Source organism: Streptomyces sp. RKAG290 (assembly GCF_023701695.1).
Taxonomy (GTDB): Bacteria; Actinomycetota; Actinomycetes; order Streptomycetales; family Streptomycetaceae; genus Streptomyces.
Map to the genome: position 1 here is coordinate 5,779,718 of NZ_JAJOZC010000001.1, position 20,224 is coordinate 5,799,941.

Consider the following 20,224-nt stretch of genomic DNA (forward strand, 5'->3'; position numbering starts at 1 on the left):
ACCGGACGGCTCGGGCAGCGGTCCCGGCCCCGCGTGGCCCGGCGGCGGGGTCAGCTGGTCAGCAGCCTGGCCCGCAGCGCGGCCACGGTCGCCCCGTCGAGCTTCAGCCCCTCGCGCACGTACGTGTCGAAGTCGCCGTACAGGTGGTCCACCTCGGCGAACGCGGCCCGCAGCCAGCTCAGTTCGACGGCCTTCGGGTCGCCGGTGTAGCGGTTGCTGGCGAGGAAGTCCGCCTCGACCGTGGCCCGTGGGACGCCGAGCAGGGTGAGCAGGACGGCCGTACCCCAGCCGGTCCGGTCCTTGCCCGCGCTGCAGTGGAAGACCGTGGCACCCGAGGTGTTCGCGGCGACGGCCGTGACCAGGTCGTGGAACGCGAAGTCGCCGCCCACGAAGTTGACCATGAACGGGTAGGCGATGGACTGGCCCAGGTCGGACGAACCGGAGAAGAGACCGGCGGCGACGGCCTGGGCCAGGGGCATCAGCGCGGGGTCGTGGAAGCGGAGGCCGTGGCTGAACGAGACGACGTCGGCGACCTGGTAGGCGACCTGGGCCGGCAGCCGGTCCGGGTCGTCGTGGCGCTGCACGGCGTTGCGCAGGTCGACGTCGAGGGTGAGGTGCTGGGAGACCAGCCGTTGCTGCTCGGCGTCGGTGAGACCGTTCAGCTTGCCGGAGCGGTACACCAGACCGGAGCGGACCCAGCGGCCGTCCGTGGTGCGGTAGCCGCCGATGTCGCGGAAGTTGCGGGCGGAGTCCAGGCCCAGGGAGCGGTCGGCGACGACGAGGGGGCTCCCGGCATCGGGGACGAGGCGGAAGTACCAGCGCCCGGCCTTCGGCAGCGCCCCGGCGGGGACGGTGAGTGAGCCGGCCCGCGGGGCGGTGCCGAGCCCGACCCCCGTGGCGGCGTCGGGAGAGGTGAGCGCGGTGACGGTCACCGACCCGGACCCCCGCGCTGACCGTCCTGGACGCGTCCGGCGGCACCGTGCTGCTGCCCGTCGCCGCGCCGCCGCCGTGGAGCGGGCCGGGCGGGCTGTGCGAACTGATCGCCGAAGCGACCCGCGCGGCCGGGGCCCCCGTCACCGCCGCGGCGGAGACCGCCGAACCGGCGGGCGGGCCGGCCGCTGTGGCCCGTAACGCCGAGATCGTCGAGCTGGTGGCCCGCACCGGGCGGCCGCCCGGTTTGTACCGGCTGGCCGACGTCCTGCTGGAGTACCAGCTGAGCAGGCCCGGTGAGGCGCTGCACGGACTCGCGAGGCTCCTGCGTCCGCTGGAGGCCAAGCCGGAGCTGCTGCACACGCTGGAGACCTACCTCGAACACGGCCTGGACCGGCGGGCCGCGGCGGCCGCGCTGCACGTCCACCCGAACACTGTCGACTACCGCATCCGCCGCATCGACCGGCTCACGGGCCTCTCCCCGGCCCGCCCCGCCGATCTTCAGCACCTCAGCGCGGCACTGGTCGCGCGCCGTTCGGTCGGAGAGGCGGGAACGGCCCGTGCCGACCGTTCGTTCGGCCGGACATGAGCGGACGAGTGGTACGTGAGGGCTATTCGGGGACGGGACCCGGCGCGATCACGCCGGACGGCTGCGCGGTCGAGCTCTACAGCCGGCTCTCCGTCGGGGACGAACCGGACGTGATCGCCGGTGCCGTCCCCGCCGGGTCGCGCATCCTGGAACTGGGCTGCGGGGCGGGCCGGGTGACGCACCCGCTGATCCGGCGCGGGTTCGACGTCACCGCGGTGGACGAGTCGGAGCAGATGCTGGAGCAGGTGCGCGGCGCGCGTACGGTGCGGAGCCCGATCGAGTCCCTGGACCTCGGTGACGAGACGTTCGACGTGGTGATGCTGGCCTCGTTCCTGGTGCACACGGGCGACCACCGGGTGCGGGACGGGCTGCTGCGTACCTGCCGGCGGTACGTGCGCGACGGCGGCGCGGTGCTCATCCAGCGCGAGGGGCAGGACTACCACACCCGACTGCCCCGGGAGCGCGTCGAACCGGCCGGGTACACCGTGCGGATCGTCTCCTCGACGCCGGTCGGCGACGGGGTGAACTCGGTGCGCGCCGAGTACGAGTTCGACGACGCCCGGTGGTCGCAGACGTTCCTGTCGCGGCAGTTGTCGAAGGAGCAGTTCGAGGGGTATCTGGCAGCGGCCGGGCTGCGCGTGGACCGCTACCTCACGGACGACGGCGTCTGGGTGCGGGCCGTGCCCAAGTAGCTTTGTGGACCGGGGAATCCGTGGGCGGCGCGGCGATGAGTTACCGGCCGGGCGCCGGTCTGTCCTTGTGTGAGCGACACCGCGCACCGCATCCCCGAGGAGACCGACATGTCCGAGACCACGACGGCCACGACCACCCCCGCTCCCGTCACCACCGGCCGCAGCCGCGGCGCCGTCGCGCTGAACGTCGCACGGTTCGCGCTCGCCCTGTTCCTGGGCTTCAGCGGCGTGGCCAAGCTGATCGCCCACGAGTCCGCCGTCGAGTCCTTCGAGCGGATGGGCTGGGGCCAGGGTGCGATGTACGCCATCGGCGGGCTGGAGACGGCAGGAGCGATCGCACTGCTGATCCCGATCCTGTCGGGGGTGGCGGCTCTCGCCTTCTGCGCACTGCTGGCCGGGGCGTCCGTCGTCCAGCTGACGCTGCTCGACCCGCCGAACGCGATCATGCCCGCGCTGCTCATCGTGGTGATGGCCCTGATCGCCCGGGACCGGCAGGACAGAACGGCGGCGCTGGTCGCCATGGTCCGCCGGAGCGCGTGAGGCCGGCCCGCACCCGGCGGGGCCGTGGGCCCGCCGGGTCAGTGGACGGTGCTGAAGCTGCGCCAGGGCAGGGACCTGGGCGCCTTCACGTCGGAGAGCGTGGTGGCGAGGTAGGTCGTACCGGGGCCGGTGCAGTCCCGCGTGCGGTACAGGATGATGTCGATGAGGGTGCCGTTGTTCACTTCCCTGGCACCCGCGGGCGCGAGCTGGTGGCAGCCCTTCACCGAGGGGCTGTTCACCATGATCACGGCCTCCCGCTCGGTCGTGTAGGTGACCGGACCGACCGCGGTCCGGCCGAGGCCGGAACAGCCTGCGACGGTGAGGGTCAGGAGCGCGGTCCCGGCTGCGATGCCGAGACGGCGGCGTCGGTGGTCGATCACGGGCATGGGCAGGTCCTCGTCTGTCTCGTCCGGCTCATCGGTACACGCACTCCGTCCCGCCGCCCCGTACGCCACGGGGACACGCGCTGACGCTGGTCACCTTGCCCGCATCCCGGCGGCCCGGCATCCGGGAAGCGGCCGGGCGGGCGACGGGTACCCGGACGGAGGTTCGACCGGTGTCGAAATCGGGCATACCGTGGTAATAGCGCCTGATGGGGCGTGAAGTGAACATTCGAGCGTTTCCGGCTGGCAGGGGGCCGTCATGGTCCAGGTGCTCTTGGTCGCATTGGTTGTGGTGGTCCTGGCGGGCGCCCTGTACACGGCAGCGGCCGCCAGGGTCGTCAAGCAGTTCGAACGGGGTGTGGTGCTCAGGCTCGGCAGGCTCCGTAACGACGTGCGCGGGCCCGGATTCACCATGGTGCTCCCCGGTGTCGAACGGCTGCGCAAGGTCAACATGCAGATCGTCACGATGCCGGTGCCGGCGCAGGACGGGATCACCCGGGACAACGTCACGGTGCGGGTGGACGCGGTCATCTACTTCAAGGTGGTCGACGCGGCGAGCGCGGTCATCGAGGTGGAGGACTACCGGTTCGCCGTCTCCCAGATGGCGCAGACGTCACTGCGTTCGATCATCGGCAAGAGCGATCTGGACGACCTGCTCTCCAACCGCGAGAAGCTGAACCAGGGTCTGGAGCTGATGATCGACAGCCCCGCGGTCGGCTGGGGCGTACAGATCGACCGGGTGGAGATCAAGGACGTCTCGCTGCCGGAGACGATGAAACGCTCCATGGCCCGTCAGGCGGAGGCGGACCGGGAGCGGCGCGCCAGGGTCATCAACGCGGACGCGGAGCTCCAGGCATCGAAGAAGCTGTCCCAGGCGGCCGCGGAGATGTCCTCCCAGCCGGCCGCGCTGCAGCTGAGGCTGCTGCAGACCGTGGTGGCGGTGGCGGCGGAGAAGAACTCCACGCTGGTGCTGCCGTTCCCGGTGGAGCTGCTCCGCTTCCTGGAGCGAGCACAGCAGCCGGCGCCGCAGCAGCAGCCCGCGCAGCAACCTGCGGCACAGCCCCGGCCGCGGCGGAGCCCCCGGCCGAGGCGCCGTCCGCGGAGGCCGTGCCTGCGCCCGTACCGCCGTCGCCGCCCGTACCGCCGGCTCCGTCGTCGACTCCCGGACAGCCGGCTCCCGTCGCGCCCGCCTCCGCCACGCCGGCGACCGCCGCGAGGCCCAGGCCGCCCCGCATCGCCGGCACGAAGCCGCTCGCCAGGCACTGACCCGGCCGTGACAGCGGGCCGCCCGCCGCCGTACCCCGTCCGTGGCCGGGGGCGGCCCGCTGTCACACCCCCCCGCCTAGACTCACGAGGCATAGGGATCTCCGGCCGCCCAGGTGCCGGGGGCCGAGTGCACAGGCCCGTGACCAGGGCCTCGGACGTGAGTGGAGGGGAGGGGCCGGTGACCGTCGCACCGCCGCCGCAGGACGCGGCCGTCGGCCGTCTGCTGCGGTGCGCCGCCGTCTTCCTCCCCGCCGCGCTGCCGAGGGAGGGGCGCGTCGCGTTCTGGGATCCCGAGGGGGGCCCGCTCCCGGACCTCGGGGAAGCGGCGGGCTCCGGCACCGGACCTGGGGACGGCACCCGCTCCACGGAGGGTGACGGTCCGCAGGTTGCCGAGATCACCGTCGTCCGGCGCCACGGCGAGCACGGTGACGTCCGCCCGCAGACCGTGCGGGCCCTGGTGCTCACCGTGGCCCACGCCTTGCCGCTGCTGGCCCGGGCGCGCCGACAGCAGTCCGCCCACCCCGCCACCCGCTGCTGGGGCGCGGCCGCACTGCACGCGCTCCATCTGGTGGCCGGCGGCCGGATGCTCCCCGGGCTGACGGCCGACGACCACGACGCGTGGCGGGCCGGGCCGCGCGCCGCCGAGGACATCGCCCATCTGCGGGCGGTCGCCGCGGCCATGCCCCCGAGGGGTACGCGGTGCCCCTGCCGGACCGCACGCCCCTCCAGGTCCCCGACCCCGAGCCGCTCATCGGCTCGTTCCTCGACGCGGTGGCCGACACCCTGCCCCGTACCCCCGCCGCGGCATTCGCCATGGGGGCGCCCTTCGCCGCCCGGGAGGCCCAGCACCTGCCCGGCGCCCGCGAGTGGGCCGTGGAGGTCGCGGCCGGACTGGACGCGGGCGTGAAGGTGTCGCTGCGCCTGGACCTCTCGGCGTACGAACTCTTCGACACCGAAGGCGCCACCGACCCGGCGCAGACCTCCGGCGACGACGCTCCGGCCGCCGCCCGGCACGCCGCCGCGGCCATCACGCAGGTGCACAGCCTCGCCGACCCGACCTACGTCGTCGACGCCGCCGCCCTGTGGAACGGCGTGGCGGGCGAGCCCTTCGGCCCGCGCGCCCGGATCGACGCCGTCCTCGCGCTGCGCCGGGCAGCCCGGGTCTGGGCCCGCTGGAACGCCTGCTGGACCAGCCCGTCCCCGATGTGCTGGCCCTCGGCGAGGACGAGCTGTACGAGCTGCTCGGTGACGCGGGGGCGCGGCTGTCGGCCGCCGGGGTGAGCGTGCACTGGCCCGGGAGCTGGCCCGTTCCCTCACCGCGGCCGCCGTGGTGCGGCCCGCGCCCGGCTCGGCCACCGACGGCACCTCGTTCTTCGACGCCGAACAGCTCTTCGCCTTCAACTGGCAGCTGTCGCTGGGGGACCAGCGGCTCACCGAGGCCGAGATGGACGTGCTCGCCGAGGCGCACCGGCCGGTGGTGCGGCTGCGTGACCAGTGGGTCGTCGTCGACCCCGCGCTCGTGCGCAAGGCGCGCAAGCGGGAGCTCGGCCTGCTCGACCCGGTGGACGCCCTCGCCGTCGCCCTGACCGGCAGCGCCGAGGTGGACGGCGAACAGGTCGACGCGGTGCCCGTCGGTGCGCTGGCCGCGCTCCGCGCCCGCATCGTCGAGGACGACACCCTCATCGCACCGCCGCCCGGCCTGGACGCGACGCTCCGCGACTACCAGCTGCGCGGCCTGGCCTGGCTGGACCGGATGACCTCGCTGGGCCTCGGCGGCTGCCTCGCCGACGACATGGGCCTCGGCAAGACGATCACTCTCATCGCCCTCCATCTGCACCGCGCGCACCCCGCGCCCACCCTGGTGATCTGCCCCGCGTCCCTGCTGGGCAACTGGCACCGGGAGATCAACCGCTTCGCCCCCGGCGTCCCCGTTCGCAGGTTCCACGGCGCCGGCCGCACCCTCGCCGAGCCCGACGCGGGCTTCGTCCTCACCACGTACGGCACGATGCGCTCCAGCGCACCCGAACTGGCCGCCCACAGCTGGGGCCTGGTCGTCGCCGACGAGGCGCAGCATGTGAAGAACCCGCACTCCTCGACGGCGAAGGCACTGCGCACCATCGGGTCCCCGGCCCGGGTCGCGCTCACCGGTACCCCCGTCGAGAACAACCTCTCCGAGCTCTGGGCGCTGCTCGACTGGACCACTCCCGGACTGCTCGGCCCCCTCAAGGCGTTCCGGGCCCGCCACGCCAGGATCGTGGAGAACACCGGCACCGCCGCCGGGATCGGCAACGACGAAGCGGTCGAGCGGCTCTCCCGGCTGGTCCGGCCCTTCCTGCTGCGCCGCAAGAAGTCGGACCCGGGCATCGCCCCCGAGCTGCCGCCCAAGACGGAGACGGACCACCCCGTCTTCCTCACCCGCGAACAGGCCACCCTCTACGAGGCCACGGTGCGCGAGACCATGGCGTACATCGAGGCGTCCGAGGGCATCGCCCGGCGCGGCCTGATCATGAAGCTGCTGGCCTCGCTCAAGCAGATCTGCAACCACCCCGCGCAGTATCTGAAGGAGGAGCCGACCCGCCTCGTCGGCCGCTCAGGGAAGCTCGCCCTGCTCGACGAACTCCTCGACACGATCCTCGCCGAGGACGGCTCCGTCCTCGTCTTCACCCAGTACGTGACGATGGCCCGGCTGCTCTCCGCCCACCTCACCTCGCGGGCGATCCCCTCCCAGCTCCTGCACGGCGGCACGCCGGTGGCCGAGCGGGAACGGATGGTGGACCGTTTCCAGTCCGGCGAGGTTCCGGTGTTCCTGCTCTCCCTCAAGGCGGCGGGCACCGGACTCAACCTCACCCGCGCCGCCCATGTCATCCACTACGACCGCTGGTGGAACCCGGCCGTCGAGGAACAGGCCACCGACCGCGCCTACCGCATCGGGCAGACCCAGCCGGTCCAGGTGCACCGCCTGATCGCCGAAGGCACGGTCGAGGACCGGATCGGCGAGATGCTGCTGGCCAAGCGGGCCCTGGCCGACGCCGTGCTCGGCGCCGGCGAGACCGCGCTGACCGAGCTCAGCGACCGCGACCTGGCCGATCTCGTCTCCCTCCGGAGGCCGTCATGAGCCCCGGCCCCCGCCCCGCCCCTCCGCCCGCCGTGACCCGCGGCCCGTCGCCCGGTCCCGGCCGGGCCCGGACGACCTGCGGCGGACCTTCGAGGCGGTGCCCGCCAGGACGTCCGGCGACGACGAGCCGTTCGCGGACAGCTGGTGGGGCCGGGCCTGGGTGGCGGCGCTTGAAGCCCTCTCGATGGACGGGGCGAGACTCGCCCGGGGCCGTGACTACGCGGACGGCGGGCATGTCGCCGCGGTCACCGTCACCCCGGGCCGCGTCGTCGCCTACGTGCACGGCAGCCGTCCCCGGCCCTACCGCGCCGAGCTGCGGCTGCGCATCTTCGCCGACGCCGACTGGGAGACCTTCCTGGACGCGGTCGCCGCCCGCCCCGGCCACCTCGCCGCGCTGCTCACCAAGGAGATGCCGCACTCACTGGCGGACACCGCGGCCGCCGCCGGCGTCGTCCTGCTCCCCGGGGCGAACGACCTCGACCCCAGCTGCTCCTGCCCCGACCGCGGCTGGCCGTGCAAGCACGTGGCGGCGCTCTGCTACCAGATGGCCCGGCTGCTGGACTCGGATCCCTTCGTCCTGCTCCTGCTGCGCGGCCGGGGCGAGCGTGAACTCCTGGAGGACCTGGGCCGTCGCAATGCCGCGCACTCCGCGCGCGAGCGCCCCGCGGCCCCCGCCACCCCATCCGTGCCGGCGCAGGAAGCGCTCGCCGAGCGTTTCCTGCCGCCGCTGCCCGCCCCGTTCCCGACGCAGCCGCATCCGGGTCAGCCGCCCTCGTACCCGAGCCTGCCCGGCGGCCGGGAGCCGCTCGCCCTCGACCAGCTGGCCACCGACGCGGCCGGCCGGGCGCACGCCCTGCTCACCACCGGCCTCGACCCCCTCGCCGGGCTCACCCCCTGGCAGGACGCCGTCCGGCTGGCGGCCGCCCGTCCCACCGCGGGTCTCACCGCCACCACCCGCGCCCTCTACCGCGAACTGGCGTCGGCCACCGGCCGCAACATCACCGACCTGGCCAGGGCCGTGGCCGCCTGGCGGCAGGGCGGAGCCGACGGGCTGGCGGTCCTGGAAACGCCCTGGGACCCGCCGGCGGGCCCGTTCGACCGGGCCCGCCCCGCCCTCGCAGCCGCCGGCTTCCCGCGCTTCCAGCCCTGGCGCAACCACCTCACCCACCCCGGCGGCACCCTCCAGCTCCGCTTCGGCCACGACGGCCGCTGGTACGGCTACGAGTCCGACCCGGGCCAGGACGAGTGGTGGCCCCGCGCCGCACCGGACTCCGACCCGGTGGGCGCACTCCTGGAGCTCAGCGGCGGCTGATCCCGGGTCACTTGTCCAGGAAGGCAGGCAGGCGGGTCAGTTGTTCAGAAACACCAGCAGGCCGATCAGCAGGACGGCGACGACGGGCAGCACGATCAGCCGTGCCTTGCGGAACGACTCGTCCTCCTGCTGACCGAGCCCGCGGTCGGCGCCGTGCGCGGTGGCCAGGTGCTCCCCGGCCATGTCGATGATCCGTTGCGTGGTCAGGAGCGACGGCGCCCAGTCGCAGTGCGCGCACACGAGGAAGTCGCGGTACGGGTCGTACCGGAAGTCCCGCTCGATGTTGACCGTGAAGACCTGCCCCTGCTCGGTCGTGGCGGTGAAATGACGTATCGGCGCGCCCATGCGGCTTGCTCCCTGCTGGTCGAAGTCCGGTGCACCCGGCCGCGGCACGCTACCGGACCGCTCGGCGGCGCCGCGCGGTCGTGGCGCCGGCGGCCGAGAGCGTCGAACGGTGCCTGCCCGGACAGCCGTCAACCACGGGACCAGAAGTCCGCCGTCGGGCATGGGACGAGAAGCCTGCCTCGGGCATGGGACCGGAAGCCTGCCTCGGGCATGGGGCGGGTCGGGCAGGGGACCAGAAGCCTGCCGTCGGGGGACGGGGTCAGAAGTCCGCCGTCGTACGCTCCTCCAGCCGCGCCACCGAGTCCTGCGCGTACGCCTTCTCGTAGGCGTTGCGGATCCGTTCGATCTGCGGATCGCGTACCCGGGCCTCGGACTCCGGGTAGAGCAGGGTCAGTTCGTAGCTCCGCTCCCGCTCGATCACCCCGTGGGAGTCCCGCCACTGGCCCGGCCGTCCTGGATGGTCAGCCCGTTCGGGAAGCGGGGGTGACCTCCTCGTCGATGAAGGCCAGGAACTGCCGGTCGGTCACATCCGCTCCACCGTCCGGCCGTTCGGTGCCGAAGAACAGCCGCGTCTCGACGTAGGCCTTCCCCCGCGCCGCGGCCGGTGCCGCGGGCCGGGCGTCCGAGGGGGAGCCGGTGCCCAGTGTGGCGTACGCGACGGGCGCGCCCACGGCCAGCACGGCGAGGCCCGCGGCGGCGGCGAGTACGGCACGCCGGCCCGGACGGTGACGGGTGGCCGGGGAGCCGGTGCGGTGGGGGAGGCGTGGCAGCAAGGGAGGACCTTCGTTCGGCGAGCGGGGGAGGGGCGCGGGTGCGCGGGCTCACTGTGGCAACCGGCTCGCGCCGGAGGGCGGCGGCGCCTGGGGGGCGAACGGAAACCACCCGATCGGCCGGGGCGCGCACGGGCGCATCGGGCGCGTCAAGGGGCGCTGTTGCAGCCCCTGTTGTCATCGGTCCGAGGCCCCGGTGCTGTCGGCGGGGCGCCGCCCACGCACCCTCAGGCGAGGCTCCGGGGGCCTCGGCCGGGCGTCGCCCGCGCACCCCCGGCCGTGGGCTCCGGTGCCGTCGGCGGGGCGCCGCCCACGCACCCCCGGCGGTCCGAGACCGTGCCTTGACCTGGTGTGCACTTCAAGACCTAGCGTCGTCCGCATGGTCACGAAACAGCAGAAGCTCGGCACCGGCTTCGGTGCGCACAGCACAGCGGACGAGGTCCTCACCGGGATCGACCTGACCGGCACCACCGCCCTGGTCACGGGTGGATACTCCGGCCTCGGCCTGGAAGCCACCCGCGCCCTGGCCGCTGCCGGAGTGCATGTCACCGTTCCCGCCCGTCGCCCCGACACCGCCGAGGAGGCTCTGCGGGGCATCCCCGGAACAGAGGTCCACCCGCTGGATCTGTCCGACCAGGAGAGCGTGCGGGTCTTCTCCGAACGTTTCCTGGAGGCCGGACGCACTCTCGGCATCGTCATCAACGGCGCGGGGGTGATGGCCTGTCCCGAGACCCGCGTCGGCCCGGGCTGGGAAGCGCAGTTCGCCGTCAACCACCTCGGACACTTCGCGCTCGTCAACCGCCTTCGCCCGTCCCTCGCCTACGGCGCCCGGGTGGTTGCCGTGACGTCGGCCGGCCACTTCCGGTCCGGCATCCGCTGGGAGGACCTCCACTTCCGTACCGGCTACGACCGATGGCTCGCCTACGCCCAGTCCAAGACCGCCAACGCACTGTTCGCCGTGCACCTGGACGCCCTCGGCGCCGGAAGCGGCCTGCACGCCTTCGCCGTGCACCCCGGCAGCATCCTCACCCCGCTGCAGCGTCACATCCCGCGCGAGGAGTGGCCCGCACTGGGCTGGGTGACCGGGGACGGCGAGTCGCCCGAAGGGTTCAAGACGCCGCGGCAGGGCGCGGCGACAGCGGTCTGGGCGGCGACCTCGCCCCTGCTCGACGCGCACGGCGGCGCCTACTGTCAGGACTGCGACATCGCCGGACCGGCCGGCACCGACGATCCGCTCATCGGCGGGGTCAAGCCCTGGGCCACCGATCCGGAGGCGGCCGCGCGTCTGTGGGAGCTCTCCGCCGAACTCACGGGCGTGAACGCGTTCTGAAGCCCGGGGCCGCCCCGGGCCCCGGCGCCCTTTCGGGCTGCGCGCCCGTCATACCGCGGCGCGCATCGACACCCCCCGGCCGGCGAAGAAGCGCTCGAACTCGGCCAGGGGGAGCTCCGCCGCCCGGGTCCCCGCCGTCGTGCCGGACGGGTTGTGGAAGTGGACGCCCGTGCCGTCGGACGTACGGGAGGTCAGGAGCACCAGGTGCCCGCCGCGTCCGGGCGAGGGCCGCAGCGGATGGCGGATCGCGTAGTGCACCGAGGCCATGACGGTCCGGCCCTCGTCCAGCAGGGCCGGGATCTCCTGCGGCGCGAGGTGGCGGTGGACCGTTGCGTCGAGGCCGTGCTTCTCGCGTACGTACGCGGCGAAGGGGTCGTAGATCAGGCCCCGGATCGCACCGTCCCGGTCCTCGGTGTACGCGCCGTAGCCGAGCGCTCCGTCGCGCAGCGCGAAGAGGGACGGGGCGACGTCGCCGAGGGCCATGCGCAGGCACGTCATCCCGCACAGATGACCCGCCCAGCGCGCGTACTCCGCGGGTGACTTCGCGCCCGACTCCGCCCACGCCGGGTCGGTGGCCGGGTCGAGTCCGCCCTCGACGATCGGGCCGACGAGCTCGAACGAGGCGAACTGGGTGTGCACGGGGACCCGGCAGGTGGCACAGCTCATGATGGGCATCCGTTCATATCCGGCCCCCGGTCACTGCCGGTACCCGGTCAGGAAGCGGCCGATCCGGCTGATCGCCGCGTCAAGATCATCAGCGTACGGGAGGGTCAGGATCCGGAAGTGGTCGGGCCGCGGCCAGTTGAAGCCGGTGCCCTGCACGACCTGGATCTTCTCGCGCAGCAGCAGGTCCAGGACGAACTTCTCGTCGTCGACCAGGGGATGCACCTTGGGGTCGATGCGCGGGAAGGCGTAGAGCGCCCCCTTGGGCTTCACGCACGACACCCCGGGGATGTCGTTCAGCTTCTCCCAGGCGAGGTTGCGCTGCTCGTACAGCCTGCCGCCGGGCGCCACCAGTTCCCGGATCGACTGCCTGCCGCCGAGCGCGGCCTGGATCGCGTACTGCGCGGGGGCGTTGGGGCACAGCCGCATGGAGGCGAGCATGGTCAGCCCCTCCAGATAGCTGCGGGCGTGCTGCTTCGGACCGGAAACCACCATCCAGCCGGACCGGAAGCCGGCCACGCGGTACGTCTTGGAGAGCCCGCTGAACGTGAGGCAGACCAGGTCGGGGGCGAGCACCGCCACGCTGTGGTGCTCGGCGTCGTCGTAGAGGATCTGGTCGTAGATCTCGTCGGCGAACACCAACAGACCGTGCCTGCGGGCCAGGTCGAGGATGCCTTCGAGGATCTCGCGCGGGTAGACGGCGCCGGTCGGGTTGTTCGGGTTGATGATCACTACGGCCCTGGTCCGGTCGGTGATCTTCGATGCCATGTCGGCGAGGTCGGGGTTCCAGTCAGCGGCCTCGTCGCACATGTAGTGCACGGCCTTGCCGCCGGACAGCGTGGTCACCGCGGTCCACAACGGGAAGTCCGGGGACGGGATGAGCACCTCGTCGCCGTCCTCCAGCAGCCCCTGCACCGCCATGGAGATCAGTTCGGAGACGCCGTTGCCGAGGAAGATGTCGTCCACGTCGACGTCGGTGAGCCCCATCGCCTGGTAGCGCTGTGCCACGGCCCGGCGGGCGGAGAGGATGCCGCGTGAATCGGTGTAGCCGTGGGCCTGGGGGAGCATCCGGATCATGTCCTGGACGATCTCCTCCGGCGCCTCGAATCCGAACAGTGCCGGGTTGCCCGTGTTGAGGCGCAGGACGCTGTGGCCCGCCTCCTCAAGGGCGTTGGCGTGCTCGATGACCGGTCCCCGGATCTCGTAACAGACCTCGTTGAGCTTGCTGGACTGGCGGAATTCCATGCGGTGCCTCCCCTACCCGGTTGTGTTGCTTGGTTTTACCAAGCTTGGGCTTGGAAAGTCCAACAACATGTCTAGACTGCGTCGCATGCCACGTCAGCAACAGCCTGCAGCCCGCCCGGCCCGCCGCCGGAGCTACGACCAGTTCTGCGCCGGCGCCCGCGCTCTGGACGCCGTCGGTGACCGGTGGACGCTGCTGATCGTCCGTGAACTGCTGGCAGGCCCCCGCCGCTACACCTATCTGCACGCCGACCTCCCGGGCGTGAGTACGGACGTCCTCGCCTCGCGGCTCAGGGACATGGAGCAGGGCGGCCTGGTCACCAGGCGCCGGCTCCCGCCCCCGCCGCCGCCTCGGTGTACGAACTCACCGAGCGCGGCCACGGCCTGCTGCCCGTCCTCGCCGCGCTCGCCGAGTGGGGGCGCCCGCGCTGGCGGAGCGGCGGCCCACGGACGCGGTCCGGGCGCACTGGTTCGCGCTGCCGCTGCTGCGCGCGCTGGACGGGCTCGGCGGGCCGGCCGGCGGGGTGCTCGACGTGCGCCTGGACGAGGGTGAGTTCCATGTCCGCACCGGGGTGCGGACGGCCGGAAGCGCGGTCTACGGAGACGGCCCCGCCGCCCGCGCCGATGCGCGCATCGTCCTGGACGCCGAAGTCTGTCTCGCGCTGGGAAGCGGCGAGTCGACGTTCGCCGAAGCGGTGCGGGACGGTCTGATCGAGGTGTCGGGCGAGGGGCCGCTGGCGGCGGAGCTGCGCGGCGAATGAGTGACTGACGGTGGAGCCGCTGACGGTTCCTCCGGTCCGCCGGTGGGTAGTGTCGGGGCATTTAGGGATGTCATGGACACCAACACGGAGGAGTTGCCCATGAGAACAGGCAGACAGCAGGGGTGGCCGGGGCGGTGGGGACAGCGGGGCCGGCTGGTCAAGGTGCTTGTCATCGGGGGCTGTGTGGCCGGGCTCGGCTTCGTGCCGTCGGCGGCCGTCGCCACCCCCGGCAGCGGGGTGAGCGGCACCGTCGTCGCGCAGGGCACCTCGCCGGGCAAGCTGAAGGTGAAGGCGCCCAAGGGCCGTACCGACGTCACCTTCCGGACGATCACCGTCGAGCCGGGCGGCTCCACCGGCTGGCACACCCATCGCGGCCAGCTGATCGTGGTCGTCAAGTCGGGGACGCTGACCCGCACCCTGGACGACTGCTCGGTCGAGGTGACACCCGCCGGGACGTCCTTCATCGAGCCGTCCGGGACGAAGCACCGGCACATCGGACGCAATCTGGGAACGGAACCCGTCGTTCTCTGGGTCACCTATCTGCTGCCCCAGGGCAGTGAACTCTCCTACGACGCCGACGCCGTGGACTGCGGCAAGAAGAAGTAGGGCTCGAGGCCCGCCCCCTGTCGTCCCGGCCGGCCGCACTGTGCCGCCGGGCGCCGACCGTCAGCGGGCGAGCGTCTCCCCGTAAGCACCGAGGCCGCCGATCACCAGACCGTCCCGGAAGGTCAGCACCTCGTAGACCCGGCCGCCGATCTGGTTGCGGTAGTCGATCACCAGCGTGTCGACGCCCGCCCGGACGTCCATCACCTCGAACTCCAGGTCGGGGATGAGCTCCAGCCCGCGCGCCCAGTACGCACGCAGCTCGGCCTTGCCGCGCACGGTGCCGGCTGCGTCACCGGTGAACCGCGCGATCATGGGGGAGCTGAACGTCACGTCCTCGTGGTAGTGCGTCAGGATGCGTTCCAGATCATGGGAGTTCCAGTCGTCCTGCCACTCCACGGCGAACTTGCGGGCGAATTCGAGGTCCATGAGGAAGATCGTACGAGGGAGACCCGGCGGGCTCGACGCAATAGTGCCCGGCCGGCGGGCGGGGCTGGACGGGTGATCCACATGAGGATGAGAGAAGGGGCCGGTCATGAGTGAAGGAGACCCGGGGGATCTCGACCCGGCGCGCCGTGCCGCGTTGGCGCAGGAGCTCCTGCGTGCGCTGCGAGCCCACTGTCCCGGTTCGCGGGCCGAGCCGAGAGGATCGCTCGCCCGGGGGACCGCCGACGCCTACAGCGACATCGATCTCACCTGGATCGTGCCCGACAGCCGGTTCGACGACTGCGTGGCCGCCGTCCCGGCCGTTCTCGGTGCGGTCCGCGAAGTCGCCTCGCTGCGCGTCGACCCCGATCTGCAGAACTCCCGCAAACGACGGCTGCTCTTCGCCGACTTCGACGGACTTCCCCTTTTCTGGCGGCTGGATCTGGAGATCGTCGCGCTCTCCGCCGCCGACCTGCCCGGCTACGACCAGGGCAACCCGGCGGCGCGTGGTGAGGACTGGTCGCGGCCCGCCAGCGCACTCGCCAACGCGGTCGCCGCGGTGAAGGCGGTGCTGCGCGGGCAGCCGCAGGTCGCCCGGGGCCTGCTGGAGCGCGGCTTCGCGCGGACCGGGGCGCTGGACGAGGTCACCGGGGACTGGGCCGACGACATCACGCGCCTCGCCGAGGCCGCCGCAGCGCGCGAACCGGCCCTCGGGCCGCTCGCCGACCGGGTGAGGTGGCTGGCCTCGGACCACCGGGCGGACTTCCTCTGGCCGGCCCTGCCCGACGCCGTGCGCGAGGAGGTCGACGCGCTCGCCGTCCTGGGCCGCACGGTCCAGGCGGTGGCGCTGATCCGGCGGTGCGGCATCGAGCCCCCGCCCGCTCTGCGCGCCTGCGTGCAACTGGTGGGCCAACGCCGCCTCGCGCTGGCCGACCGGATCCCGCCACCGCCCCCGGCGTGACCTGGAACCCTCGCCGCGAAGGCCGCCGCGCTGCCCCGCCGACCGGTGGCGTTCGAGGCGTGGTGGGACGGGGACACCCAGGGCTGGATCGTGGCGCCGGCGGCCGTCCTGGCGGAGCCCTCGGACGATGTGGGGCCGGCCCTGTGGCGGCACGGTGAGCGGGAGCGCGACAAGGCCGGGCGGACCGGCCGGCGGCTGGGGGAGCGGTTCGGGGTGCCGTTCCACTTCGCGAGCCCCGCGGTCCCCGGAGTAGGTCTCCCCAGGTGGTGGGACGGCCGCCGCTGAGGCGGGGCGATGATGGCTCCGTGCAATTCGAAGCGATCACCTGGGAACGGCTGGCGGACGCCCTCGCCGCGCACGCCGACGCGCTGGAGCCGGCGGACGGCGGGCCCTGGCTCAAGGTCGCCGTGGACGGCGCCCCGGCCGCCCGGCCCGGTGAGCTGGCCGAGTCGGTCGCACAGGCGCTGCGGCTGCGCGGCCGGGCCGTGCTCCGCGTACCCACCGCGGGATTCCTGCGGCCGGCCAGCCTGCGGTACGAGTACGGCAAACGGGACCCCGACTCGTACTTCGGCAGCTGGTTCGACACCGGGGCGCTGTGGCGCGAGGTGTTCGGGCCGCTGGAGCCGGGCGGCAGCGGGCGGGTGCTGCCCGACCTCTGGGACCCGGCGACGGACCGGGCCACCCGCAGCCCGTACAGCCTCCTGCCGGCGGGCGGGGTGCTGGTGGTGCACGGGCCGCTGCTGCTGGGGCACTGGTTCCCCTTCGACCTGAGCGTCCACCTGCGGCTGTCGCCCGGTGCGCTGCGGCGGCGCACGCAGGAGGACGAGCAGTGGACGCTGCCCGCCTTCGCCCGGTACGAGGACGAGGCGGCGCCCGCGGGGAGCGCGGACGCGGTCGTCCGGGCCGACGACCCGCGCCATCCCGCCTGGACCGGGTTGCGACAGGGCGGGTAGTGGGGGCGGAGGGGGCCTCGGTTCCGCGAGCCCTTGGGCGCGCTCAGGGGGCTGTCCCCGTGCAGTGCAGTGATGGCCGGAGGGAGTTTTCAGGCGCCGTCCCCGTGCAGCAGTGGTGGCCGACCGCCCACGGTCATGACGGCCTGTGCCCCGCAACGGCACCCCGCCACCGCGGCCGTCACGTCGTCGTGGCCCGCCAGCCGGGCCGCGAGGAAGCCGCCGGTGAACGCGTCGCCCGCCCCCGTGGAATCGACCGGGTCCCGCACCGGCTCGGCCGGCACGCGTCCGGTGACCGCACCCGCGGTGGCCAGCAGGGCGCCGTCCTGGCCGAGCGTGACGACGACCTGGCGGACCAGCAGGCTCAACTTGGCCGCGGCGTCAGCGGGTTCGGGCAGGCCGGTGAGCAGGCGTGCCTCGTCCGCGTTGGGCAGCAGGAGATCCACGCCCTCCACCAGGGCCAGGAACCGGTCGACGCCCAGTTCGGCGAGGAAGCCCGCCGAAGCCGGGTCGATGCTCACCGGGATGTTCCGCCGCCCGGCCTCCCGCAGCGCGAGCAGGGCCGTCGCGCGGCTCGTCGCGGCGAAGAGGAGGTAGCCGGAGAGATGGAGATGAGCGATCCCGTCGAGCATCGACGGCGACCAGTCGTCGGGGGACAGGCGCAGGACCGCGCCGCTGTCGGTGAGGAAGGTGCGTTCGGCGGCGGGGTCGACCAGCGCGACGACCGTGCCGGTGGGCGCCCCGTCGTCCACGGTCAGCAGCCCGCGTACGCCGGCGCGCTGCAAGGACTCCCGGTGCCAGGCCGCGGAATCGGCGCCTACCCGGGCCAGCAGCCGCACCTCCCGGCATCCGGAACGCACCGCCCAGCACGCCGTGTTGGCCCCCGCACCACCCGGCCGGGTGCGGATCCGCGCGGCCGTGTCCGTGCCGTGGACCAGCGCCGATCCGTGCCGGGCCACCACGTCCGTGACCACGTCCCCGACGACGAGAAGGCCGCCGCTCACCGGGCGGCCCAGGCCGTGGCGATCCGCGCGGCGAGCTCCACATTGCCGCGGACGGCCGCCAGGTTGGCCTCCAGCGAGGCGCCTTCGGTGTGCCGCGTCAGATGGTCGAGCAGGAACGGCGTGACGGCCTGCCCCACGATGCCGTGCTCCCGGCACGCGTCGAGCGCCTCGGCGAGTACCCGGTCGTGCAGTGCGGGGTCCAACTGCTGATCCGGCGGTACGGGGTTGGCCACGATCAGTGCTGCCGCGGGAGCGCCGAGCGCGTCCTGCGCCCCCATCACCTCGGCCACCTCCTGTGGGGACCGTACGGTCCAGTCGACCGGTTCGCCGGAACTGCTCAGATAGAAGCCGGGGAACCGGTCGGTGCGGTAACCGAGCACCCCGACCCGAGTGTCTCCAGCCGCTGCAGGGTGGCGGGCACGTCCAGGATCGACTTCACCCCCGCACAGACCACGGTGATACCGGTCCCGGCCAGCAGTCGCAGGTCCGCGGACTCGTCCTGCGTCTCGGTCCAGCCCGGTGCACCCCGCCGAGCCCGCCGGTCGCGAAGACGCGAAGACCCGCCCGGGCGGCCAGGAACGCGGTGGCGGAGACCGTCGTCGCCCCGCTCGCCCCCGCGGCCAGCGCCGGCGCGAGGTCCCGGTGACCCAGCTTGCGCATCTCCGGATCCTGGGCGACCCGCTCCAACTGGGCCTTGTCCAGGCCGATCCGGGGCGTGCCGTCCAGCACGGCGATGGTGGCGGGCACGGCGCCGGCCGCCCGTACGAGCTCCTCCAGTTCCCCGGCGACCCGCAGATTGCGGGGGCGGGGCAGGCCGTGGGCGATGATCGTCGACTCCAGCGCGACGACGGGCCGGTGCGCGGCGAGGGCGGCCCGCACCTCCGCGGAGAGAACGGGCGCGTGGGGAGCGGCGCCGAGCGGCGCGGTCGGTGACATGCTCACATCCCTGTCGCGGGTGGGCCGGGCTCAAACGTGTACCGGCCGCAGCCCCTGCGGCCGCCGGCCGGCCGGGGACGCTTACCGGCCATCCCGCAACCCGCTCCGGGTACCGGCCCGTTGTGTTCCGGGCCGTCCCGCGGTCACCTCCGCTGTTTCGGGTTAGCGTCGGCGCATGGAGCCTGCTGCCGATCGTCCCCCTTCCTCAGTGCGGCAGTTCTACGACGGCCTGGCCGCGGACTACGACCTGATGTACGCGGACTGGGAGGCGAGCGTCGAACGGCAGGCTGCGGCGCTCTCGACGCTCATCGGCTCGGTCCTCCCGGACGGCGCGAGCCTCTCGTACGACGTGCTGGACTGCGCCTGCGGCATCGGTACCCAGTCCTTGGGGCTGGCCGCGCTGGGACACCGGGTCACCGGCAGCGACCTGAGCCCGGTCGCGGCCGCCCGTGCGGTGCGGGAGGCGGGCGCGCGGGAGCTGCGGCTGCCCGCGGCGGCCGCCGACATGCGGGCGCTGCCGTTCCGTGACGGCTCGTTCGACGTCGTGGTGTGCGCGGACAACGCCCTGCCGCATCTGCTCACCCCGCGGGCGGTGCTCGCCGCGCTTCGCGAGATGTACCGGGTGCTGCGGCCCGGCGGAGTGCTGCTGCTGTCCACCCGGCCGTACGACCGGCTGCGCCGGGAGCGGCCCACGTCCACGCCGCCGCAGGTCAAAGAGGGCGCAGGGGGCCGGGTGGTCACCTTCCAGCTGTGGCACTGGCAGCCGGACGGCGAGCGCTACGACCTGGAGCATTTCCAGCTGCTGCCCGGCGCGCAGGCGGAACAGGACGGGGCCGACTGGCGCGTGCGCACGCGCCGTACCTCGTACTGGGCACTGACGCAGGCGCAGATCGTCGAATTCACCGCCCGGGCCGGTTTGCGGGAGCCCGTCTGGCACGAGCCGGACGAGTCGGGCTTCTTCCAGCCCGTCCTGGTGGCAAGGCGTCCTGGGACGGTCGCTAAGGTGACCGCCCATGACCACCTTTGATCAAGCTCCCGCCTCCTTCGCCGTGCACATCCCGGAGGCCGTGCTCGAACCGGAACCGCTCGATCCCGCGCAGATCGTGTCGGGCGAGCCCGAGGTCACCGGCAAGGTGCTGTGGGAATCGGCCGACGGCAAGCAGTTGCGCGGGATCTGGCAGATCACGCCCGGAGTGGTCACGGACACCGAGGCCAACGAGCTGTTCGTGGTCGTCAGCGGGCGCGCGACCGTGGCGGTCGAGGGCGGCGCCACCCTGGAGATCGGCCCCGGTGACGCGTGCGTGCTGCGCGAGGGCGACCGGACGACGTGGACCGTGCACGAGACGCTGCGCAAGGCGTACCACATCACCCTCTGAGCCTGCCCGGCCCCGGGCGGGGCTGTCGCC

At 73.4% G+C, this 20,224-nt stretch carries 17 protein-coding genes and 6 pseudogenes; 14 read left to right on the forward strand and 9 right to left on the reverse strand.

What is annotated here, in order from left to right; all coding sequences use genetic code 11:
* Nucleotides 1-50: 50 nt before the first annotated feature.
* Nucleotides 51-932, reverse strand: a complete 882-nt coding sequence (locus tag LNW71_RS25455; RefSeq protein ID WP_250970355.1) for a tyrosine-protein phosphatase — start codon at nt 930-932, stop codon at nt 51-53.
* An 8-nt stretch (nt 933-940) separates the two neighbouring features.
* Here LNW71_RS25455 and LNW71_RS25460 point away from each other — a divergent pair.
* From LNW71_RS25460 to LNW71_RS25470, 3 genes and pseudogenes are all read left to right on the forward strand, one after another.
* Nucleotides 941-1,519 (forward strand): annotated as a pseudogene (locus LNW71_RS25460) (PucR family transcriptional regulator); the annotation flags it as partial.
* Entirely contained in the window at nt 1,516-2,211 is a 696-nt protein-coding gene (locus LNW71_RS25465) for a class I SAM-dependent methyltransferase (protein ID WP_250970356.1), read from the forward strand. The pseudogene LNW71_RS25460 and the gene LNW71_RS25465, both read left to right, overlap by 4 nt.
* Before the next feature lie 108 nt (nt 2,212-2,319).
* Nucleotides 2,320-2,751 carry a DoxX family protein gene (locus LNW71_RS25470; protein ID WP_250970357.1) on the forward strand — a complete coding sequence of 144 codons (432 nt, stop codon included), beginning with the start codon at nt 2,320-2,322 and terminating at the stop codon, nt 2,749-2,751.
* A gap of 38 nt (nt 2,752-2,789) precedes the next feature.
* Here the strand turns inward: LNW71_RS25470 and LNW71_RS25475 are convergent, their stop codons facing one another.
* Entirely contained in the window at nt 2,790-3,137 is a 348-nt protein-coding gene (locus LNW71_RS25475; RefSeq protein WP_250970358.1) for a hypothetical protein, read from the reverse strand.
* A 256-nt stretch (nt 3,138-3,393) separates the two neighbouring features.
* On the opposite strand from LNW71_RS25475, the pseudogene LNW71_RS25480 reads away from it, so the two are divergent.
* The 3 genes and pseudogenes from LNW71_RS25480 to LNW71_RS25490 all read left to right on the forward strand — a co-directional run bounded on the left by LNW71_RS25480 (nt 3,394) and on the right by LNW71_RS25490 (nt 8,827).
* Nucleotides 3,394-4,400 (forward strand): annotated as a pseudogene (locus tag LNW71_RS25480) (slipin family protein).
* Between the two features lie 178 nt (nt 4,401-4,578).
* Nucleotides 4,579-7,515 (forward strand): annotated as a pseudogene (locus tag LNW71_RS25485) (DEAD/DEAH box helicase).
* On the forward strand, nt 7,487-8,827 hold the full coding sequence (locus LNW71_RS25490) for an SWIM zinc finger family protein (RefSeq protein ID WP_374119537.1): 1,341 nt from the start codon (nt 7,487-7,489) through the stop codon (nt 8,825-8,827). The pseudogene LNW71_RS25485 and the gene LNW71_RS25490 overlap by 29 nt, the downstream one beginning before the upstream one ends.
* 36 nt (nt 8,828-8,863) lie before the next feature.
* Here LNW71_RS25490 and LNW71_RS25495 read toward each other — a convergent pair whose 3' ends face one another.
* Complete coding sequence (locus LNW71_RS25495; protein ID WP_250970359.1) at nt 8,864-9,172, reverse strand: hypothetical protein; 309 nt, start codon at nt 9,170-9,172, stop codon at nt 8,864-8,866.
* Nucleotides 9,173-9,431: 259 nt separating this feature from the next.
* Nucleotides 9,432-9,942, reverse strand: a pseudogene (locus tag LNW71_RS25500) (DUF3574 domain-containing protein).
* A 379-nt stretch (nt 9,943-10,321) separates the two neighbouring features.
* Between LNW71_RS25500 and LNW71_RS25505 the strand changes: the two are divergent.
* Nucleotides 10,322-11,272: an SDR family NAD(P)-dependent oxidoreductase gene (locus LNW71_RS25505; RefSeq protein WP_250970360.1), complete on the forward strand. Its 951-nt coding sequence runs from the start codon at nt 10,322-10,324 to the stop codon at nt 11,270-11,272.
* Nucleotides 11,273-11,320: 48 nt separating this feature from the next.
* Here the strand turns inward: LNW71_RS25505 and LNW71_RS25510 are convergent, their stop codons facing one another.
* Nucleotides 11,321-11,938, reverse strand: a complete 618-nt coding sequence (locus LNW71_RS25510) for a C39 family peptidase (protein WP_250970361.1) — start codon at nt 11,936-11,938, stop codon at nt 11,321-11,323.
* A 30-nt stretch (nt 11,939-11,968) separates the two neighbouring features.
* Complete coding sequence (locus LNW71_RS25515) at nt 11,969-13,180, reverse strand: pyridoxal phosphate-dependent aminotransferase (RefSeq protein ID WP_250970362.1); 1,212 nt, start codon at nt 13,178-13,180, stop codon at nt 11,969-11,971.
* 85 nt (nt 13,181-13,265) lie between these two features.
* Between LNW71_RS25515 and LNW71_RS25520 the strand changes: the two are divergent.
* A pseudogene (locus LNW71_RS25520) lies at nt 13,266-13,938 on the forward strand (winged helix-turn-helix transcriptional regulator).
* A gap of 99 nt (nt 13,939-14,037) precedes the next feature.
* A complete protein-coding gene (locus LNW71_RS25525) occupies nt 14,038-14,544 on the forward strand; it encodes a cupin domain-containing protein (protein ID WP_250970363.1) in 507 nt (168 codons plus the stop codon).
* A 60-nt stretch (nt 14,545-14,604) separates the two neighbouring features.
* Here the strand turns inward: LNW71_RS25525 and LNW71_RS25530 are convergent, their stop codons facing one another.
* A complete protein-coding gene (locus tag LNW71_RS25530) occupies nt 14,605-14,970 on the reverse strand; it encodes a nuclear transport factor 2 family protein (RefSeq protein ID WP_250970364.1) in 366 nt (121 codons plus the stop codon).
* 106 nt (nt 14,971-15,076) lie between these two features.
* Here LNW71_RS25530 and LNW71_RS25535 point away from each other — a divergent pair, with 106 nt between their 5' ends.
* Genes LNW71_RS25535 through LNW71_RS25545 form a run of 3 tightly spaced genes read left to right on the forward strand, consistent with a single transcriptional unit; the run spans nt 15,077 to nt 16,881 of the window.
* Nucleotides 15,077-15,928 carry a nucleotidyltransferase domain-containing protein gene (locus LNW71_RS25535; protein ID WP_250970365.1) on the forward strand — a complete coding sequence of 284 codons (852 nt, stop codon included), beginning with the start codon at nt 15,077-15,079 and terminating at the stop codon, nt 15,926-15,928.
* A 45-nt stretch (nt 15,929-15,973) separates the two neighbouring features.
* Entirely contained in the window at nt 15,974-16,213 is a 240-nt protein-coding gene (locus LNW71_RS25540) for a hypothetical protein (RefSeq protein ID WP_250970366.1), read from the forward strand.
* Between the two features lie 20 nt (nt 16,214-16,233).
* Entirely contained in the window at nt 16,234-16,881 is a 648-nt protein-coding gene (locus LNW71_RS25545) for a uridine kinase (protein WP_250970367.1), read from the forward strand.
* An 89-nt stretch (nt 16,882-16,970) separates the two neighbouring features.
* Here the strand turns inward: LNW71_RS25545 and LNW71_RS25550 are convergent, their stop codons facing one another.
* Both LNW71_RS25550 and LNW71_RS25555 read right to left on the reverse strand, forming a co-directional pair.
* A complete protein-coding gene (locus tag LNW71_RS25550) occupies nt 16,971-17,882 on the reverse strand; it encodes a sugar kinase (protein ID WP_250970368.1) in 912 nt (303 codons plus the stop codon).
* Nucleotides 17,879-18,818, reverse strand: a pseudogene (locus tag LNW71_RS25555) (pseudouridine-5'-phosphate glycosidase). The gene LNW71_RS25550 and the pseudogene LNW71_RS25555 overlap by 4 nt, the downstream one beginning before the upstream one ends.
* 175 nt (nt 18,819-18,993) lie before the next feature.
* Here LNW71_RS25555 and LNW71_RS25560 point away from each other — a divergent pair.
* Together LNW71_RS25560 and LNW71_RS25565 are read left to right on the forward strand one after the other, a co-directional pair.
* Nucleotides 18,994-19,845 (forward strand): class I SAM-dependent methyltransferase, encoded by an 852-nt coding sequence (locus LNW71_RS25560; protein WP_250970369.1) that lies wholly within the window; start codon nt 18,994-18,996, stop codon nt 19,843-19,845.
* On the forward strand, nt 19,832-20,194 hold the full coding sequence (locus tag LNW71_RS25565) for a cupin domain-containing protein (RefSeq protein ID WP_250970370.1): 363 nt from the start codon (nt 19,832-19,834) through the stop codon (nt 20,192-20,194). Before LNW71_RS25560 ends, LNW71_RS25565 begins: the two co-directional genes overlap by 14 nt.
* Nucleotides 20,195-20,224: the final 30 nt, after the last annotated feature.

Excerpts from the sequence above, each read along its gene's own strand:
- LNW71_RS25525 (WP_250970363.1), top strand. The coding sequence starts at position 14,038 with ATGAGAACAGGCAGACAGCAGGGGTGGCCGGGGCGGTGGGGACAGCGG.
- LNW71_RS25495 (WP_250970359.1), bottom strand. The coding sequence starts at position 9,172 with ATGGGCGCGCCGATACGTCATTTCACCGCCACGACCGAGCAGGGGCAG.
- LNW71_RS25560 (WP_250970369.1), top strand. The coding sequence starts at position 18,994 with ATGGAGCCTGCTGCCGATCGTCCCCCTTCCTCAGTGCGGCAGTTCTAC.
- LNW71_RS25565 (WP_250970370.1), top strand. The coding sequence starts at position 19,832 with ATGACCACCTTTGATCAAGCTCCCGCCTCCTTCGCCGTGCACATCCCG.
- LNW71_RS25530 (WP_250970364.1), bottom strand. The coding sequence starts at position 14,970 with ATGGACCTCGAATTCGCCCGCAAGTTCGCCGTGGAGTGGCAGGACGAC.
- LNW71_RS25470 (WP_250970357.1), top strand. The coding sequence starts at position 2,320 with ATGTCCGAGACCACGACGGCCACGACCACCCCCGCTCCCGTCACCACC.
- LNW71_RS25510 (WP_250970361.1), bottom strand. The coding sequence starts at position 11,938 with ATGAGCTGTGCCACCTGCCGGGTCCCCGTGCACACCCAGTTCGCCTCG.
- LNW71_RS25505 (WP_250970360.1), top strand. The coding sequence starts at position 10,322 with ATGGTCACGAAACAGCAGAAGCTCGGCACCGGCTTCGGTGCGCACAGC.
- LNW71_RS25465 (WP_250970356.1), top strand. The coding sequence starts at position 1,516 with ATGAGCGGACGAGTGGTACGTGAGGGCTATTCGGGGACGGGACCCGGC.
- LNW71_RS25515 (WP_250970362.1), bottom strand. The coding sequence starts at position 13,180 with ATGGAATTCCGCCAGTCCAGCAAGCTCAACGAGGTCTGTTACGAGATC.
- LNW71_RS25535 (WP_250970365.1), top strand. The coding sequence starts at position 15,077 with ATGAGTGAAGGAGACCCGGGGGATCTCGACCCGGCGCGCCGTGCCGCG.
- LNW71_RS25475 (WP_250970358.1), bottom strand. The coding sequence starts at position 3,137 with ATGCCCGTGATCGACCACCGACGCCGCCGTCTCGGCATCGCAGCCGGG.